This is a genomic window from Photobacterium angustum, assembly GCF_002954615.1.
Lineage (GTDB): Bacteria > Pseudomonadota > Gammaproteobacteria > Enterobacterales > Vibrionaceae > Photobacterium > Photobacterium angustum_A.
In genome coordinates this window covers 1,728,347-1,746,611 of the sequence record NZ_MSCJ01000001.1, presented here as the reverse complement: position 1 = coordinate 1,746,611, position 18,265 = coordinate 1,728,347, and the positions used below count along the sequence as shown (strand labels likewise).

13 protein-coding genes are annotated in these 18,265 nt (G+C 38.9%); 5 read left to right on the top strand and 8 right to left on the bottom strand.

Features of this window, described 5'->3' with window-relative positions:
* The first annotated feature begins 60 nt into the window (after positions 1-60).
* Positions 61-2,355 (top strand): arginine decarboxylase, encoded by a 2,295-nt coding sequence (adiA, locus tag BTO08_RS07590; protein WP_045129536.1) that lies wholly within the window; start codon positions 61-63, stop codon positions 2,353-2,355.
* Between the two features lie 35 nt (positions 2,356-2,390).
* Here adiA and yfaE read toward each other — a convergent pair whose 3' ends face one another.
* The 5 genes from yfaE to BTO08_RS22320 form a co-directional block, all read right to left on the bottom strand.
* The gene (yfaE, locus tag BTO08_RS07585) at positions 2,391-2,687 is read right to left on the bottom strand and encodes a class I ribonucleotide reductase maintenance protein YfaE (RefSeq protein ID WP_105060524.1); all 297 of its coding nucleotides are present in this window, start codon (positions 2,685-2,687) and stop codon (positions 2,391-2,393) included.
* Complete coding sequence (nrdB, locus tag BTO08_RS07580; RefSeq protein ID WP_105060523.1) at positions 2,684-3,817, bottom strand: class Ia ribonucleoside-diphosphate reductase subunit beta; 1,134 nt, start codon at positions 3,815-3,817, stop codon at positions 2,684-2,686. The genes yfaE and nrdB overlap by 4 nt, the downstream gene beginning before the upstream one ends.
* 45 nt (positions 3,818-3,862) lie before the next feature.
* Positions 3,863-6,130, bottom strand: coding sequence for a class 1a ribonucleoside-diphosphate reductase subunit alpha (gene nrdA, locus BTO08_RS07575; protein ID WP_105060522.1), 2,268 nt, complete (start codon positions 6,128-6,130; stop codon positions 3,863-3,865).
* A gap of 549 nt (positions 6,131-6,679) precedes the next feature.
* Positions 6,680-7,390, bottom strand: coding sequence for a bifunctional 2-polyprenyl-6-hydroxyphenol methylase/3-demethylubiquinol 3-O-methyltransferase UbiG (gene ubiG, locus BTO08_RS07570; RefSeq protein WP_105060521.1), 711 nt, complete (start codon positions 7,388-7,390; stop codon positions 6,680-6,682).
* Positions 7,391-7,538: 148 nt separating this feature from the next.
* The gene (locus BTO08_RS22320) at positions 7,539-7,682 is read right to left on the bottom strand and encodes a hypothetical protein (RefSeq protein ID WP_198038424.1); all 144 of its coding nucleotides are present in this window, start codon (positions 7,680-7,682) and stop codon (positions 7,539-7,541) included.
* A gap of 458 nt (positions 7,683-8,140) precedes the next feature.
* Here BTO08_RS22320 and gyrA point away from each other — a divergent pair, with 458 nt between their 5' ends.
* From gyrA to BTO08_RS07555, 3 genes are all read left to right on the top strand, one after another.
* Positions 8,141-10,804, top strand: a complete 2,664-nt coding sequence (gyrA, locus tag BTO08_RS07565) for a DNA topoisomerase (ATP-hydrolyzing) subunit A (protein ID WP_105060520.1) — start codon at positions 8,141-8,143, stop codon at positions 10,802-10,804.
* Positions 10,805-11,245: 441 nt separating this feature from the next.
* The gene (serC, locus tag BTO08_RS07560; RefSeq protein WP_105060519.1) at positions 11,246-12,328 is read left to right on the top strand and encodes a 3-phosphoserine/phosphohydroxythreonine transaminase; all 1,083 of its coding nucleotides are present in this window, start codon (positions 11,246-11,248) and stop codon (positions 12,326-12,328) included.
* Between the two features lie 203 nt (positions 12,329-12,531).
* The gene (locus tag BTO08_RS07555; protein ID WP_431356666.1) at positions 12,532-14,538 is read left to right on the top strand and encodes an EAL domain-containing protein; all 2,007 of its coding nucleotides are present in this window, start codon (positions 12,532-12,534) and stop codon (positions 14,536-14,538) included.
* 33 nt (positions 14,539-14,571) lie between these two features.
* Here BTO08_RS07555 and BTO08_RS07550 read toward each other — a convergent pair whose 3' ends face one another.
* The 3 genes from BTO08_RS07550 to BTO08_RS07540 are packed head-to-tail and all read right to left on the bottom strand — an operon-like array spanning position 14,572 to position 16,997.
* Positions 14,572-15,096 (bottom strand): lipocalin family protein, encoded by a 525-nt coding sequence (locus tag BTO08_RS07550; RefSeq protein ID WP_105060517.1) that lies wholly within the window; start codon positions 15,094-15,096, stop codon positions 14,572-14,574.
* 10 nt (positions 15,097-15,106) lie between these two features.
* Entirely contained in the window at positions 15,107-16,357 is a 1,251-nt protein-coding gene (locus BTO08_RS07545) for a sensor histidine kinase (protein WP_105060516.1), read from the bottom strand.
* On the bottom strand, positions 16,326-16,997 hold the full coding sequence (locus tag BTO08_RS07540; protein WP_105060515.1) for a response regulator transcription factor: 672 nt from the start codon (positions 16,995-16,997) through the stop codon (positions 16,326-16,328). The genes BTO08_RS07545 and BTO08_RS07540 overlap by 32 nt, the downstream gene beginning before the upstream one ends.
* A gap of 91 nt (positions 16,998-17,088) precedes the next feature.
* On the opposite strand from BTO08_RS07540, the gene BTO08_RS07535 reads away from it, so the two are divergent.
* Positions 17,089-18,225, top strand: a complete 1,137-nt coding sequence (locus BTO08_RS07535; protein ID WP_105060514.1) for a DUF5666 domain-containing protein — start codon at positions 17,089-17,091, stop codon at positions 18,223-18,225.
* Positions 18,226-18,265: the final 40 nt, after the last annotated feature.

Here is an 18,265-nt window from a genome sequence, read left to right as displayed (position 1 = left end):
GCATTTAATTTAAAAACAAATGATCTATCGATATAAATTTGATTATAACAGGACCAGAATATGCTTAATTACGGAAAACATAAGAGAGTGTTAATTTTTGATAACTCACAGAAAACAGGGGTTATTGCGAATGCAATTGATCGTTTAATCGAACAATTTAAAAATGAATCAATTACCGTTCTTAGCGCCTCTTCTTATGATGATTGTTATTCTATTCTAAATGTTAATTTAGCGATTGATTGCTTAATGTTGACCTCGAGCATGACAGGACAGCAACAAGAAGAAAACGATATGTTCTTTTCGTTGATTGAAAAATTAAATCAACGCCAAGATGGGGTTCCCGTCTTTTTACTAGCAGAAAGAAAAAAAGTTACCTTGACGATTAACCGAGAGTTAATGTCTCAGGTTGATGAGTTTGTGTGGATATTAGAAGATACAGCAGATTTTATTGCTGGCCGTGCCATGGCGGCGATGGAGCGATATCGAGAGCAATTGTTGCCACCACTCGCATCGGCGATGATGAAATATGATGATATTCATGAGTATTCATGGGCAGCGCCTGGACACCAAGGCGGTGTCGGTTTCCGTAAAACACCGGCAGGTCAGCGATTCTATAACTATTATGGTGAAGGTTTATTCCGTTCTGATATGGGGATCGAGCGTGGTTCACTGGGCTCGCTATTGGATCATACGGGAGCGTTTGGTGAGAGTGAAGAATACGCGGCAAAAGTTTTTGGTGCGGATAAATCCTACTCTTTAGTCACTGGTACATCAGGTGCAAACCGTACCATTATGCAAATTTGTATGCGTGAAAATACACTTGCGATCTGTGACCGAAACTGCCACAAATCTATTGAACAAGGGTTAATGCTTACTGGGGCATTACCAGTTTACATGGTACCAACTCGAAATCGTTACGGTATTATCGGTCCTATTTATCCAGATCAAATGTCGCCAGAAGGGTTAAAGAAATCAGCAGAAAGTAGCGAGTTAACCAAAGCAAAAGCGGGTGGACAGGCAACTTATGCAGTGGTGACAAACTGTACCTATGATGGTTTGTGTTATAACGCTAAGCGTGCGCAAGATATATTAGCTGAAAGTAGTAATCGTATTCACTTTGATGAAGCTTGGTATGGCTATGCGCGTTTTAATCCTATTTATACCGATCACTTTGCGATGCGTGGTGAGCCAATAGAAGATCCTGATGCACCAACCGTGTTCGCGACACATTCAACGCATAAATTACTGAATGCATTGTCACAAGCGTCTTGGATTCATGTGCGCTATGGTAAAGATCATATTAATTTTGAGCGATTTAATCAGTCTTACATGATGCATGCGACAACATCACCGTTGTATGCAATTAGTGCCTCTAACGATATTGCTGTATCACAAATGGACGGTCCTCGCGGTCAGTCTCTTACCCATGAAGTGATTAAAGAAGCGATTGATTATCGTCAGGCGATGGGGCGTTTGCATCGGGAATTTGCTGCCGATGGTGAGTGGTTCTTCAAACCTTGGAATGCAGAAACGATCACTGATCCTGAAACGGGTAAAGTTTATGATTTTGAAGATGCGCCTGCAGAGCTCTTAGCAACGCATCAAGATTTCTGGGTGATGAAGCCTGGTGATAAATGGCATGGTTTTGAAGATATGCCTGCTGATTGGTGTATGCTCGATCCAATTAAAGTCAGTATTTTAGCACCTGGTATGGGAGATGACGGTAAGTTATTGGATACAGGTGTTCCTGCCGCACTGGTTACGCAATACCTTACTCGATTTGGCATAGTGCCAACCCGAACGACAGATTTTCAAGTCATGTTCTTATTCTCAATGGGGATCACTAAAGGTAAATGGGCAACGCTTGTTAATACCTTATTGAGCTTTAAAACACACTACGATAACAATACGCCACTGAAAAACGCTTTACCGGATCTTGTTGCTGCTCATCCTGACGTGTATGGGCATTTAGGCTTAAAAGATCTTGGGGATAAGATGTTTGGTTATTTGAAACAACATACACCATCGGAAATGCTTAATGCTGCTTATTCAACGTTACCGAAGGCTGATATTACGCCACGTGCTGCGTTTGAAGCGATAGTTGATGATAATGTTGAGATGGTACCTTCTGATAAGTTACAAGGCCGTATTGCAGCAAATGCGGTTATCCCATATCCACCGGGTATTCCAATGTTGATGTCAGGTGAGAACTTTGGTGATGATAGTAGCCCGCAGATTGGTTACCTTCATAGCCTTGAAGTATGGGATAAAGAATTCCCAGGCTTTGAGCATGAGACTGAAGGGACAGAAGTTGAAGACGGTGTTTATCACGTGATGTGTGTGAAAAATAAGTAACGTGATTTAGCACTAAAAGAAAAGGTAGCTCTAGATTATTGAGCTACCTTTTTTGTTGTTTCTTGCTTTGTCGTAACTTGATAATTAAATTCTATTTCGACATCTGATTTAGGGACTGACCGACAGGTTAATATTTCATTTGGTGCAATAAAAGCGAGTGCGTCATGTTGATCAACAGCCCCTTGCTTTAATTTACAGCGACAAGCACCACACATACCATTTCGACATTGGTATTCAGGTTGAACCCCAGCTTGCTCTAGCTGCTTGAGCAGAGGCTCATGGTTATTCCCATGAACCTCCACACCATTAACCTTAATGGTTAATTGACTCATAGCTCGAAGTCACCAAGATCATCAGCACTTACATCGTTGTCAATTTGACCAACAAGGTATGAACTGATCTCAGCTTCTTGTGGTGCAACCTGTACGTTGTCAGAAGATAACCAAGAGTTAATCCATGGAATTGGGTTTTGCGTTGCACCTTCATAGGCTGGACGTAAACCCACAGCAACCATACGTAGATTGGTAATATATTCTACATATTGACATAGGATTTGCTTATTTAAGCCAATCATTGAGCCATCTTTAAAGAGGTAATCTGCCCATTCTTTTTCTTGCTCAGCAGCGGCTTTGAAGATATCAAAACATTCTTGTTCACACTCTGCTGCAATTTCTGCCATTTCAGGATCGTCGTGACCATTACGCAGTAAGTTCAGAATATGCTGGGTACCGGTTAGGTGTAATGCTTCATCACGCGCAATGAGCTTGATGATTTTTGCATTACCTTCCATTAGCTCACGTTCAGCGAAAGCGAATGAACACGCAAAGCTAACATAAAAGCGAATAGCTTCTAAAGCATTTACTGACATTAAGCAAAGGTAGAGTTTTTTCTTTAACTCATGAAGGTTGACCGTAAATGGAACACCATTAGCTGAATGATTACCTTCACCATAACGGTGATAATCATTAGTCGCAGAAATTAGAGCATCATAGTATTTAGAAATATCACCAGCACGCTTGATAATATGCTCATTCTCGACAATATCGTCAAAAACTACAGAAGGGTTGTTAACGATATTGCGGATAATATGCGTATAAGAACGAGAGTGAATCGTTTCAGAGAACGACCAAGTTTCAATCCATGTTTCTAATTCAGGAAGAGAAACAATCGGTAATAGTGCCACGTTAGGGCTACGACCTTGAATCGAATCAAGTAATGTTTGGTATTTTAGGTTACTGATGAAAATGTGCTTTTCATGATCTGGCAAGTTGTTGTAATTAATACGATCACCAGAAACATCTACTTCTTCTGGACGCCAGAAAAAGGATAGTTGTTTTTCAATAAGTTTTTCGAAAATTTCGAATTTTTGTTGATCGTAGCGAGCAACATTCACTGATTGACCAAAGAACATAGGTTCTTTTAATTGATCATTACGTGTTTGACAAAAAGTACTGTAAGCCATGATTTCCTCAAATCAAAGGGGAGCCATGAGGCTCCCATTTAATAATTAAATTTTACAACTGGTGCAATCGTCTGCTGCCATATCACCCTGACTATCAGAGGCACCATCACGAGTGTTATGGTAGTAAAGTGTTTTCACGCCAAGTTTGTAAGCATTTAGTAGATCTTTAAGTAGCAACTTCATTGGAACTTTACCGCCAACTTGCTTACTTGGATCATAATTGGTGTTAGCTGAGATCGCTTGGTCGATAAACTTCTGCATGATACCCACAAGTTGTAGGTAACCGTCGTTACTGCCGATATTCCATAGTAGCTCGTAGTTATCTTTGTACTTCGCGTACTCAGGAACAACTTGTTTGAGGATACCATCTTTTGACGCTTTAACAGAAACGAAACCACGTGGTGGCTCAATACCATTTGTCGCATTAGAAATTTGCGATGATGTTTCTGATGGCATTAATGCCGATAGGGTTGAGTTACGTAGACCGTGTGTTTTGATCTCTTCACGTAATGTTTCCCAATCGTAGCGTAATTCAGCAGAGCAAATATTATTGATATCTTTTTTATACGTATCAATAGGTAGAATACCTTGTGAATACGTTGTCTCATTAAATGCTGGACAAGCACCTTGCTCTTTAGCCAGATTTACAGAAGCTTTTAATAAGTAATATTGAATTGCTTCAAAGGCTTCGTGTGTCAGGTTATTTGCGCTGCCGTCAGAGTAACGAACACCATTTTTCGCTAAGTAGTAAGCAAAGTTAATAACACCCACACCTAATGTACGGCGGTTCATCGTTGAACGACGCGCAGCTGGAAGTGGGTAATCTTGGTAATCTAATAATGCATCAAGCGCACGAACAGTTAGCTCTGCTAGCTCTTCTAAATCATCAAGGCTATCAATAGCACCTAGGTTAAATGCAGACAGCGTACACAGTGCAATTTCACCGTTTTCATCTTCAACGTTGTTCAGTGGCTTAGTCGGCAGTGCGATTTCAAGACACAGGTTAGATTGACGAATTGGTGCAACTGCCGGATCAAATGGGCTGTGTGTATTACAGTGGTCAACGTTTTGGATGTAAATACGACCTGTTGACGCACGCTCTTGCATTAGTAGTGAGAACAGATCAATCGCTTTGATTGTTTCACGTTTGATGCTGCTATCTTGCTCATACTTTAGGTATAAACGCTCGAACTCTTCTTGATCAGCAAAGAATGCATCGTACATTCCCGGTACGTCAGAAGGAGAGAACAGAGAAATGCTTTCGCCTTTGATCAAACGGGTGTACATCAGTTTGTTGATTTGTACGCCGTAGTCCATATGACGAACACGGTTTTCTTCAACACCACGGTTATTTTTAAGCACTAACAGTGATTCAACTTCACGGTGCCAAAGAGGGTAGAACAGTGTTGCTGCACCACCACGTACGCCACCTTGCGAACAACATTTAACGGCTGTTTGGAAGTACTTGTAAAATGGGATACAACCGGTATGGAATGCTTCACCATCACGGATTTCTGAACCCAATGCACGAATACGACCAGCATTAATACCAATACCTGCACGTTGTGATACGTAACGAACAATGGAACTTGCCGTCGCATTGATAGAATCAAGGCTGTCATCACATTCAATCAGTACACAAGAGCTAAATTGACGTGTTGGCGTACGAACACCAGACATAATTGGTGTTGGTAGTGAAATTTTAAATAGTGATGATGCATCGTAGAAACGCTTAATGTAATCAAGACGTGTTTCTTTTGGATACTTATTAAATAAAGCTGCTGCAATCAGGATGTATAGGAATTGGGCACTTTCAAAAATTTCACCTGATACACGGTTTTGAACAAGGTATTTACCTTCAAGTTGCTTAACCGCTGCGTATGAAAAGTTCATATCGCGCCAGTGATCGATAAAATTATCCATCACTGCGAATTCTTCTTCTGTGTAATCTTCTAATAAGTGACCGTCGTATTTACCTTTTTCAACAAGGTTTTTTACGTGATCATATAATTTCGGTGGCTCAAATTGACCATAGGCTTTTTTACGAAGATGGAAAATCGCCAAACGTGCAGCAAGATATTGGTAATCTGGCGTGTCTTCGGAGATTAAATCAGCTGCAGCTTTAATAATTGTTTCATGAATATCATCAGTACGAATGCCATCGTAAAATTGAATATGAGACTTCAATTCAACCTGTGATACGGAAACATTTTCTAAACCTTCTGCCGCCCACTCAATAACTCGGTGGATTTTATCTAAATCGATACTTTCAGTACGACCGTCGCGCTTGGTAACTGTTAGTTGTTGAGTCATTTTTCGTTAGTTTCCCAATTTTCCTTGCCTATGAGCTTTTTTTGTTACTTTTATAAGTATCTTAGCAAAGAATGTGATCTTTGATTGAAGTTTTGTAAGACAGAAACACTACATCTTGGGGTGTTCTATCAAAGTGATTACAAGATAGTGTTGATTTCAGATTATTGCAAGATGACATTTTTTGACCAGCTGTGGATAAGGTGGGGATTTTTTTAAAAAAGTCAGTACCTACTTACTTAACTCGCTAATGCCATCAATTAGATAGCAAAAAGCAATATTTTAGGGTGAGATTTAGGAGATAAAAAAAATATATTTTTATTGAATTTTCGTGATTTTAGAGGTTCAAAAATTGTTGTGAGTGATATCAATAAATACTAAGTAACCCTTGATATACCAAGATATTTTTGAGTGACTATGTACACAGTTTATTGGTCTAATGTTACTGAGATGTTTATTGATAGTAGAGCTAAGATGCATGAGGTTGAATAACTAAACGTAGCTTCAACATTCAATATTCAATGTTGAAGCTAAAAGCATTATTTATGTAGGTTAGCTTTGTTTTTGGGTGTGAACGATATAGTTCACATCAACATTGGAGCCTAAACTATAAGCATTTGTTAGAGGATTATAATGTAAACCTATAATATTACGTTCTTCTAGTTCTGTTTTATCAATCATTGCGATTAATTCAGAAGGGCGAATAAACTTATTATGATCGTGTGTCCCTTTGGGAACGATACGCATAACATGCTCTGCGCCAACAATAGCAAAAAGGTAAGATTTGAGGTTACGGTTTAAGGTAGAGAAGAAAACGTGACCGCCTGGCTTAACCATTTTGGCACAGGCCGCAATAATTGATGCAGGATCAGGAACATGCTCTAGCATTTCCATACATGTAATAACATCATAATATCCATGACGCTCATCAGCATGCTCTTCTGCTGTTGATTGAATGTAATCTAACTTTGTCCCTGTTTCTAAAGCATGTAAACGAGCAACAGTTAATGGTTCTTTGCCCATATCGAGACCTGTTACCTCAGCGCCTTCTATCGCCATACTTTCTGCTAAAATACCACCGCCACAACCGACATCGAGTACTTTTTTGCCAAATAGACCATTGGCATGATCAATAACGTAATTTAGACGAAGGGGATTAATTTGATGAAGAGGTTTAAATTCACCTTCTAGATCCCACCAGCGAGAGGCCATATCTTCAAATTTACTGATCTCTGCTGGATCAACATTTTGTGGTTTGCTCATTACATTGATGCCATTTTCCTTAATTGATACTGCGCATTATGCGAAATAATTGAATGGTTGCAAAGCGCTAAAGTAAAAGGAGAGGAGTCAGAAAAGAAATAGCCAAACTAGATGTGCTTGGCTATTTGATTACATATTGATAGCAAAACTAATCATTAAAAGACGCTAACGTTGCAGGAATAAGCTCTGGGCTCACAGAACCACCAAGAAAAGTGAATGTCGCAAGTATTGCCATTAAGATGTATTTTCCAATGACAATTGATAGTCCAATCATATTTATTGCTGTACCCATCAGCGTATCCTCATGCGTTCATGACGTAGGTGTAGATATAGAGGTGATCTAAAATCTACCTGTTTGTTGTATATTGGCTTATTAACCACACTATTTTAATGGTTATGGGGGGGTGAAAGTTGCGACAACTCCCAATCTTATGATTGATTAATCAATTGCAACGCGTACAGTTAAAAATTAAGTTATCAGTCTAGTTTTTACAAACCATTACATATTCGGTAAGTTAGAATAGTTACATTATGATTTGAGTTGTTCTTCCAATAGTGTGTAATTTATAAACAGGTGCATATATTCAATTCACAATTGTGACATCGTTTATTTCTGTTTTATTTCATTTCCGCTAAATTACTCACAACATAAGTCGTGAAAGGTGTGCCTATTAGGGCTGTAATATGCTATATTCTTACGCCTTGCACGTATAAAAATACGACAGAAATTACCTGAGGGATATTGGCTCCATGAGCGATCTTGCAAAAGAGATCACGCCCATAAATATTGAAGATGAGCTGAAAAGCTCTTACCTCGACTATGCGATGTCAGTAATCGTTGGTCGTGCTCTTCCTGATGTGCGTGATGGCCTTAAGCCAGTACACCGCCGCGTTTTATTCGCGATGAATGTACTAGGCAATGACTGGAATAAAGCATATAAAAAATCTGCCCGTGTGGTAGGTGATGTTATCGGTAAATATCACCCACATGGTGATAGTGCTGTGTACGATACTATTGTACGTATGGCTCAACCATTCTCGTTGCGTTACATGCTCGTAGATGGTCAGGGTAACTTTGGTTCAATCGACGGCGATTCAGCCGCTGCGATGCGTTATACCGAAGTTCGTATGTCTAAAATCGCACATGAACTACTTGCTGATCTAGATAAAGAAACTGTGGATTATGTACCAAACTACGATGGTACAGAGCAAATTCCTGCAGTATTACCAACTAAGATCCCTAACCTATTGGTGAATGGCTCTTCTGGTATCGCTGTAGGTATGGCAACAAATATTCCGCCACACAATCTAGGTGAAGTGATCAATGGCTGTTTGGCTTACATCAATGATGAAGACATCACCATTGATCAGCTAATGGAATATATTCCAGGCCCAGATTTCCCGACAGCTGCAATGATCAGCGGTCGTAAAGGAATTATTGACGCTTATCATACTGGCCGCGGTAAAGTTTACATGCGTGCCAAAGCGGAGATTGAAGTTGAGAAGAATGGTAAAGAAACCATTGTTGTTCACGAAATTCCGTACCAAGTTAACAAGGCTCGCTTAATCGAAAAGATTGCAGAGCTTGTTAAAGATAAGAAAGTTGAAGGCATTAGTGCACTACGTGACGAATCTGATAAAGATGGTATGCGTATTGTTATTGAATGTAAGCGTGATGCTGTGGGTGAAGTTGTACTTAACAACCTTTATGCACAAACTCAGCTACAAACCACATTCGGCATCAACATGGTTGCACTGGATAACGGTCAGCCAAAAATCTTTAACTTAAAAGAAATGCTGAAGTGCTTCGTGAATCACCGCCGTGAGGTGGTAACACGTCGTACTATTTACGAATTGCGTAAAGCGCGTGATCGTGCACACATCCTTGAAGGTCTTGCTCTTGCTTTGGCTAACATTGATGAAATTATTGAGCTTATCCGCCGTGCACCAACACCTGCAGAAGCGAAAGCTGGTTTAATTGCACGTGGCTGGGATCTTGGTAATGTAGCAGCAATGCTTGAGCGTGCTGGTACAGATGCTGCACGTCCTGAGTGGCTGGAAGAGCAATTCGGTATTCGTGATAATCAGTACTACTTAACTGAACAGCAAGCACAAGCGATTCTTGATCTTCGTCTACACAAGCTAACAGGGCTTGAGCACGAGAAGATTTTAGAAGAGTACAAAGCACTGCTTGATGAAATCGCGGAACTAATGTACATCCTGTCAAGCTCTGAGCGCTTGATGGAAGTGATCCGTGAAGAGCTAGAGCTAGTTAAAGAGCAGTTTAACGATGAACGTCGTACTGAGATCACTGCTGCTAGCCACGACATCGATTTAGAAGATTTAATCACTCAAGAAGATGTTGTTGTAACGCTATCTCATGAAGGTTACGTTAAGTATCAAGTTTTAAGCGACTATGAAGCACAGCGTCGTGGTGGTAAAGGTAAAGCTGCAACGCGTATGAAGGAAGAAGACTTCATTGAGCGTCTGTTAGTTGCTAATACTCACGATACGATTTTATGTTTCTCTAGTCGTGGCCGTATGTACTGGCTGAAGGTATATCAATTACCATTAGCAAGCCGTACTGCACGTGGTAAGCCAATTGTGAACATTCTACCTCTTGAAGAAAATGAGCGTATCACCGCTATTCTTCCAGTACGTGAATACACAGAAGACAAGTTCGTCTTTATGGCAACCGCTGACGGTACAGTGAAGAAAACACCATTAACTGACTTTAGTCGTCCTCGTAGTGCCGGTATTATTGCCGTTAATCTACGTGAAGGTGATTCATTGATCGGTGTTGATGTTACTGACGGTGATTGCGACATTATGCTGTTCTCTGCATTTGGTAAAGTTGTTCGCTTCTACGAAAGCCCTGTAATTGATGCTGAAGGCAACGCGAAAGGCGGTGTTCGAGGTATGGGCCGTACTGCCGCAGGTGTTCGTGGTATCAAGCTTGCTGAAGGCGATAAAGTGATTTCACTTATCGTTCCTCATAACGATGGTGATGTACTAACAGTAACTGAAAACGGTTACGGTAAGCGTACAGAACTGGCTGAATACCCAGCGAAGAGCCGTGCAACGCAAGGTGTTGTATCGATTAAGGTTTCTGAGCGTAATGGTCGCGTTGTTGGTGCTGTTCAAGCAGAAGACGGCGATGAATTCATGATGATCACTAACGCTGGTACGCTTGTTCGTACTCGTGTTTCTGAAGTAAGTCGTGTTGGCCGTAACACCCAAGGTGTAACGCTTATCCGTACAACTGAAGGCGAAAAAGTTGTTGGCCTTCAACGTATTGATGAACCAGAAGAAGAATTAATTGAAGATGCGGAATTAGTCGAAGGTGAAGCTGTAGAAAATACAGATCAACCAGCAACTGATACCAGCTCTGATGATTCAACTGAACAAGAATAAGTTACCTTAACTGTTTGATGATATGAAATGGCGATTACTCCTAGAGTAGTCGCCATTTTTTTATCTCGGTATTTTGATTTTATTCAGAATGGATCAATATAGTTATTAAAACGCTCAATACGTGAGTTTATGAATAAATCTCCGTTGTCGTATTTGAAATATTTCAGGATCACTCAATAATTCCAAATATTCCTCTGTTCGCTATTTTTTTGTGAGTAGACTTTTTGTACTTTGTTTATTCATCAAGCTAGCAATTTATAATAAAAACTTTTAAGTTGCTTAATAAAGGTGTAAAAACAAAGCATTGACATTTGCTGTCGTGGCGATGTTTTCTCTTATGTTGTTTTATAATGCTAAAAACGTTATGTGTTTGGTGTTATTAGCTTTATGAAGCAATAGGCATTTATTTTTATTTCCCCAAGCAGGAGCAAAGTCAAAATTATGGATAAGGTTTATAACTTTTGCGCAGGACCCGCAATGATCCCCGCAGATGTTCTCGCCAAAGCTCAACAAGAATTGATTAACTGGAATGGTTTAGGTACTTCTGTGATGGAAGTAAGCCACCGTAGTAAAGAGTTTCTTGCTGTTGCTGCACAATCAGAACAAGATTTACGTGATCTTTTGAATATTCCTGCTAATTACCACGTGCTGTTTTGTCATGGTGGCGCACGTGGTCAGTTTGCTGCTGTACCGTTAAATTTACTAGGTGATGCAGAAACTGCTGATTACATGGATGGTGGCTTCTGGGCGCACAGTGCGATTGAAGAAGCAAAGAAATATTGCCAACCAAATGCGATTGATATTACCTGTGAAAAAGACGGTAAAAAGGCAGTACTACCGGCTTCACAATGGTCACTTTCTGACGATGCGGCATTTGTGCATTTTTGTCCAAATGAAACGATTGATGGCATTGAAATCCGTGATTTACCTCAGACGGATAAACCCATTGTGGCTGATATGTCATCAACAATCTTATCGCGTAAGATTGATGTATCAAAATACGGTGTGATTTACGCCGGTGCACAAAAGAACATTGGCCCTGCTGGTTTAACGATTGTTATTGTACGTGATGATTTGCTTGGTAAAGCTAAATCTATTCTTCCAAGTATTCTTGATTACACGGTTCTGGTAGAAAAAGAATCGATGTTTAATACACCACCAACATTTGCATGGTATTTAGCTGCTGAAGTCTTTAAGTGGCTAAAAGCTGTCGGTGGGGTAGAAGCGATGGAAGAGCGTAATCTCGCTAAAGCTAAATTACTGTATGACTTTGTTGATCACTCTGACTTTTATGTTAATGAAGTACACAGTGATAACCGTTCAATTATGAATGTGCCGTTCCAATTAAAAAATGCTGAGTTGGATAACTTGTTTTTAGAGCAAGCAGATTTGGCTGGCTTAAAAGCATTAAAAGGACATCGTGTAGTAGGTGGTATGCGAGCGTCAATCTACAATGCGATGCCATTAGAAGGTGTTCAAGCATTAGTTGATTTTATGGCTAAGTTCGAAAAAGAAAACGCGTAAAATCGAATAAAAATTAAAGCCATAATAGTCGATATTATGGCTTTTTTTAATTTTTAAACATTATAACGACTGCAGTTTAACGATATAAACAAAGACGCTAATTCTGTTACTTCTGCTAACAGTTTTATTATTGATGAAAAGCTTTTCATATATATAATCGCGAGCTCATACCCTAGCATGGCTTTTATCGTTATATGTGGAAAATGGCGTCAATTAAGTCATATTACAACAACTATATTAAAGATATATCAATTGTCTTTTTATTGTTATTGCCATTAACGATTTGTAACGCAATAACCATTTTTGTTGGTCACTCCTTAAATATCGCAGGCTTAACACAAGCGGCGAGTACGTTTTTCTATTTCTCTGATTTACTAATAGGTATTTATCCTATTACGTTGTGTATTATCACAAGCTATTACATTTCAACGAAACATGGTGTGAATGCCATGGTTGTTGTGCCGTATTCATTGCTTATGTACATTGCGATTTCGGTGCCTAATGATCTAGTTGCGGCAAATACAGGACTACCTAATAATCCGCTTATTGCGCTGTTGACGGCAATTATTTCCGCAATGTGTTGTGTGTCGTTTCGTTTATTTCCACTTGATCCGTCTCGTTTAGATTTTGTGAAAACACTTTATAAACAAGTGGCTCATTTTTTTGCTTTTCTATTGATGACACTCGTACTTGCAAAGCTAATGGAAAGTTTCCTCGCTTTTAGTACGGGGGCGAGCAAGTTCATAACATTAAACCCATTAACGTTTTTAGGTGGTCTTGCATACCAATTTATCTTGGGTTTATTGGGCGCTGTAGGTATCAATGGACATAACTTTTTATTCCGCGCGAAACAGCAACTTTTTGAAAATACACAGCTAAACATTGCAGCATGGCAAGCTGGAGACGCACCGTTAAATGTCTTAGGGCAAGGTTTTTATGATGCATTTTTATCAATGGGTGGCTCTGGAAACACGATCAGTCTTTTGCTATGTATTTTATTGTTTTCAAAAGATCGTCGTCATATCACGTTAGCAATATCAGCGATACCATTAGTGATCTTTAATATTAATGAGCTATTACTGTTTGGTTTGCCTATTATCTTTAATCCAATATTAATTGTGCCTTTTGTGTGTGTACCGTTAGTTAGTTTTGTTGTGGTTTATAGCGCTATATCATTAGGTTTAGTAAATCATGTTGGTACGATTGTTGATTGGATGACACCGCCATTATTAAGTGGCTATATTGCGACCCAAAATAGCATTGGTGGGGTTGTTCTACAGTTTGTGGTAATAACACTTGGTGTAATGATTTATCGTCCGTTTTATTTGAATTATGTTGGGCGAAGTCGTCAAAATAATATGACGATGAGCCGACAATCAGAATTAGAAAGCTCAACACTGAAAACCTTCTTAGGTGATATAAACCAAATGATGGGTAGTTACGTAAGCAAGCATGATATAAGCCGTCGGGTTAATCATATGCTTAATAACGGTGAGTTTGTAATGCATTATCAGCCGCAGGTAAACGTAACTAACTCGGCGCAATTATCCTTTGAGGCATTAGTTCGTTATAAAGATAAAACGGGTAAGCTAACTCCGCCAATCTTTATTAATGATTTTTATCAGCTTGGTGCAATCAAACAATTGGATCAGATGGTTATCGATCTTGTTTTAAATGATATGCAAAATATGCCTTTAGATAATGGCTGTAAAGTGTCGGTGAATATTTCGGCAGAAAGTATTGCTGATCCTGTAATCATTCATCTGATCATGGAACGCTTACGCTTTTATAATATTGACCCAGAAAATTTAGAAGTTGAGATCACAGAAGAAGCTATTATCACTGAAGATAAGCAGATTTCTAAAAATATAGATGCACTACAAGCATTAGGGATCACTGTTGCTATCGATGACTTTGGCTCGGGTTATGCGTCATTCCCGCATTTACTTAAATTTAACTTCGATAAGGTAAAACTTGATAGATCGTTGTTATTGAATACGCAAAATGAGCGAGAAAAGAACCTTTACCAATTGTTAGCTAAGATAAGTGAAGTGACGGGCTGTGTTCTGGTTGCAGAAGGTATTGAGACGGAACAAGAAAAACAGTTTGTAGAACAGTGTGGTATCGATATTTGCCAAGGCTATTATTTTGCTAAACCTATGTCATTAGATGAAGCACAGGTTTGGGCTAATAATAAGATTCGAACTTAACATAAAAGCCACAGCTTAACTGTGGCTTTTTGTTTATTGTTTTGGATATATCAGTTTATTTGTATCGAAACCTGCTTTTTTAGCAATGCTGATATAACGTTCTAATTGCTGTGGGCTTATTTGCTTGTGACGAGATAATAACCAGAAGTAATTGTGGTTATAACTGCTGATCAGCGCGGTTGAATAGTCTGGCTCTAAATAGAAAATGATATAGCTGCCATAAAAAGGGCCAAAGAAAGAGACTTTAAGGTAGCTAACATTATCATTTTCTACAAATTTGGCTTTACCAATGGCTTCTTTCCATTCTTTTAACTGAGTGTTAAATCCACGATTAACGACTTTTACGCTGCCATCTTCATTCATACTGTAAGTTGCAGTGACATAGTCTAAATCACGCTCAAAGCTATGATCCATTCTTGCTATTTCATGCCAAGTCCCCAAGTATTTATTAAGCACAAAAGGTGTAACCGCTTCAATATTGTTGGGTTTACCTGTTGTACATCCAAACATGGTTGCTAATAACACGATAAAGCTTAGTGGTTTGATATATTTTGCCATTAATTGTTCCTTAATTATTTGGCGGTAAAAATATGACACTAACGGTAAAGCTAATGTTGTCGTTAGTTATATTATAAGGCCAATTCATCCTTTCACAGATCCGCTGAACAATAACTAAACCACATCCATAGCCTTGATTATAGAGCTCATTACCATCATGACGGTTAGTAATCATTAGCGTATTTTTGCTTAACTTAATAATAATGTCACCAACACTATAACTAAATGCATTTTTTATTAGGTTGTTAATAATAATTGTGATGAAACTGAGTGGTGCGCTGATCGGAGTGTTACATGAAAGCGTCAGCTGATAACTGGTATCCTGTTTAGCAAATAAAGGTTTCATTACCGTGAGCTGCTTACTTAATTCGGCTTCTATATCGCAAATGACAAAGTGTTGCGGCTCTATATGCTGTTTTCCTAATAACAAAAAAGTTTCTGTGAGAATTTTCATATCCTCACTGGCTTGGTGCAAACGGTTTATCGCCTTTTTTGCAATCTTGGGTTGGTTAGGCACTTTATCAAGCAGCTCCGTAGAGCCCTGAATAACCATAATCGGCGTACGTAATTCATGCGATGCAAACCGGCTGAATTCTTGTTCTCGCTGAAAATAGTGTGAGATCGCACGTTTACTATCTAATAACGCTTGTTCAATTGTTCGTGTTTCATTGTATTGGGTATCAATAGTAAACTCAGTTTGATCTGGCTGCATTTGACCGATCTTCTGCTTAATTTGCTCAAATGGATGCGATAACGAACGAATAAAATAGAAACTATATCCGCCCATTAATAGAGATAACAATACGCCAAAAATAAAGGTGAAGTAATGTAAGCTACTTTCATACTCATCTAAGTAATCATCAGCATCATCTTGATACACAACATACATTAAGCCTTTTCCTGATGGGTGTTTAAAGACAATAAAGTGTTTATCTTCAGTACCGCGAAGGTGTTCATAAAATCCGGGTTTACGGTATGGTTTAAGCCAATCTGGTAACGAATTTTGGCTCCAATAACTTTTAAATTCACTATTATTGGGAAGTGGGGCTTTTTCACCCATTTTCTTATAATCAATTTGGTACTGGGAAGATTCCTTATCTAACCAGTGATGAAGGCTAATTACTTCTAATTGATTTTCTGCAATATAAATGACTATCCAAAAAAGAACGAACATACTGAATGCCATGACACTGACGCTAAGTCCAACTTTTTGGTAAAGACTTGGATATTTATGCAGCTTTGATACGGTAGCCTTGTCCATGAATTGTCTCTAATCGTGATTCGGAAAAACCTTTGTCAATGGCGTTGCGTAAACCATAAATATGACTTCGTAATGCATCACTACAGGGCGATTCTTCTCCCCAAATGGTTTCTATTATTTGCTGTCTAGTGACAACATTAGGTGCATGTTGAACCAATAATTTTAATATTTTTAGTTGAGTACGATTTAACTTTATTATGTGGTTTTCTCGATGTACTTCATCTGTTTGGTTGTTTATTTGAATATCTGCATAGCTTAGCAATCCAATATCTTTACGCTGACCACGATTAGCGAGTGCCTTTATTCGAAGAGACAGCTCTTCCATCGCAAATGGCTTTAGAAGGTAATCATCGCCACCGGCTTTAAAGGCTGCGATTTTATCGTCGAGTGTATCTTTCGCCGTAAGGAAAAGAATTGGCGCGCCGCAAAAAAGCTCATTCCGAATTTTAGCAACGGTCGAAATACCATCCAATTTAGGCATCATGATATCCATGATAATCACGTCATAATAATTATCTTTAATTAATTTAAGCGCACTTTCACCGTGGTAAGCACAGTCAACAATATTGCCTTCAAGCTCAAGATAATCAGAGATTGTTTCAACGATTTGGTCATTATCATCAGCAATGAGTATTTTCACGTTTAGCCTTATGTTTTTCACGAATATTTCACAGAGGCAATATTAATATACTTTTCAATAAAACAATATTCATAATTATAAAGGTTAGTTGATGAAAAAATTGCTCTTAGCGGTAGTGGTTGGTGTTGCTCTTTCTGGTTGTGGCGGCGGTGGTAGTGATGAGAGTAAACCGACTCCACCTCCTATTGTTGATATTAAACCTACAGCAGCACAAGGTACTATTAAGAGTGTGAACTATGATAACAACACTATTGATGTGAATGGTCATAGTTACAAGGTAGAGCAAGTTAAGTATGGCTCTCAAGAGTTATCTATCACTAGCCTTAAACCTAATATGATGGTTGAAGTTTCAATGTTAACCAGAAGCGGTGCTGTTGTTTCTGTTGAGCCGACAATGGTGGGTATAGTCACAACAATCAGTGCAGATCGTAAAACGTTTGTGGTGAATGGTGTGACGTTATCTTTTGCACTAGATCGGCACATTGAATTACATGATTGGGTGATGGTGTCTTCACTGCCACAAGCCACTGCTGATGGCCTTGGATATAAAGTATTGTCGGTTATAAAAATCGAACAAGAAGATGTTGCTGGTCAATATGAAATTGAAGGTCGTTTGAGCGGTTTAGATCTAAATAAGAATACTTTCACTTTAGGTGCTAGTACAAAGGTTTTCTTTAACCCTGACGAAATTGAAGATAATGCCGTATTGATGAATGGTCAGTGGGTCGAAGTTAAAGGCCAAATGATTAATGATGAGTTTCATGCAACTGAAGTGGAAGTAGAAACGTATGATGACTTTGATGATGATCATGAAATCGAAGGTATTGTCACTTGGGTAAATAGTGATAAATCTCAATTTGAATTAAATGCGCGTGGGCGCTTTACTGTTAATGTACAAACGCGTTTTGAAGACGGAACTAAAGCGAATTTAGTTGCGGGTGAACTCGTTGAAGTTACAGCGTTTAATGGTATTGCGAAAGAGATCGAATTTGAACGTGACTTTGGCGGTGAAACAGGCGACTGGCGTGAATTTGATCGTGAAGGTTATGTAACCTCAGTAGGAGATGATCACTTTATGATTGCTGGTGAAACATTCTATGTTGATGCTTATACTGAGTTTGAAGACTTTTTAACATTAGATACGTTACATGGACAATACGTTGATGTTGAAGGTGTCCTCATTAATGGTAAGAAAGTTGCACGTGAAATTGAGCGTGAAGATGATTAATTAGCCATTTAATAACTAAAAGCACCTAAGGGTGCTTTTA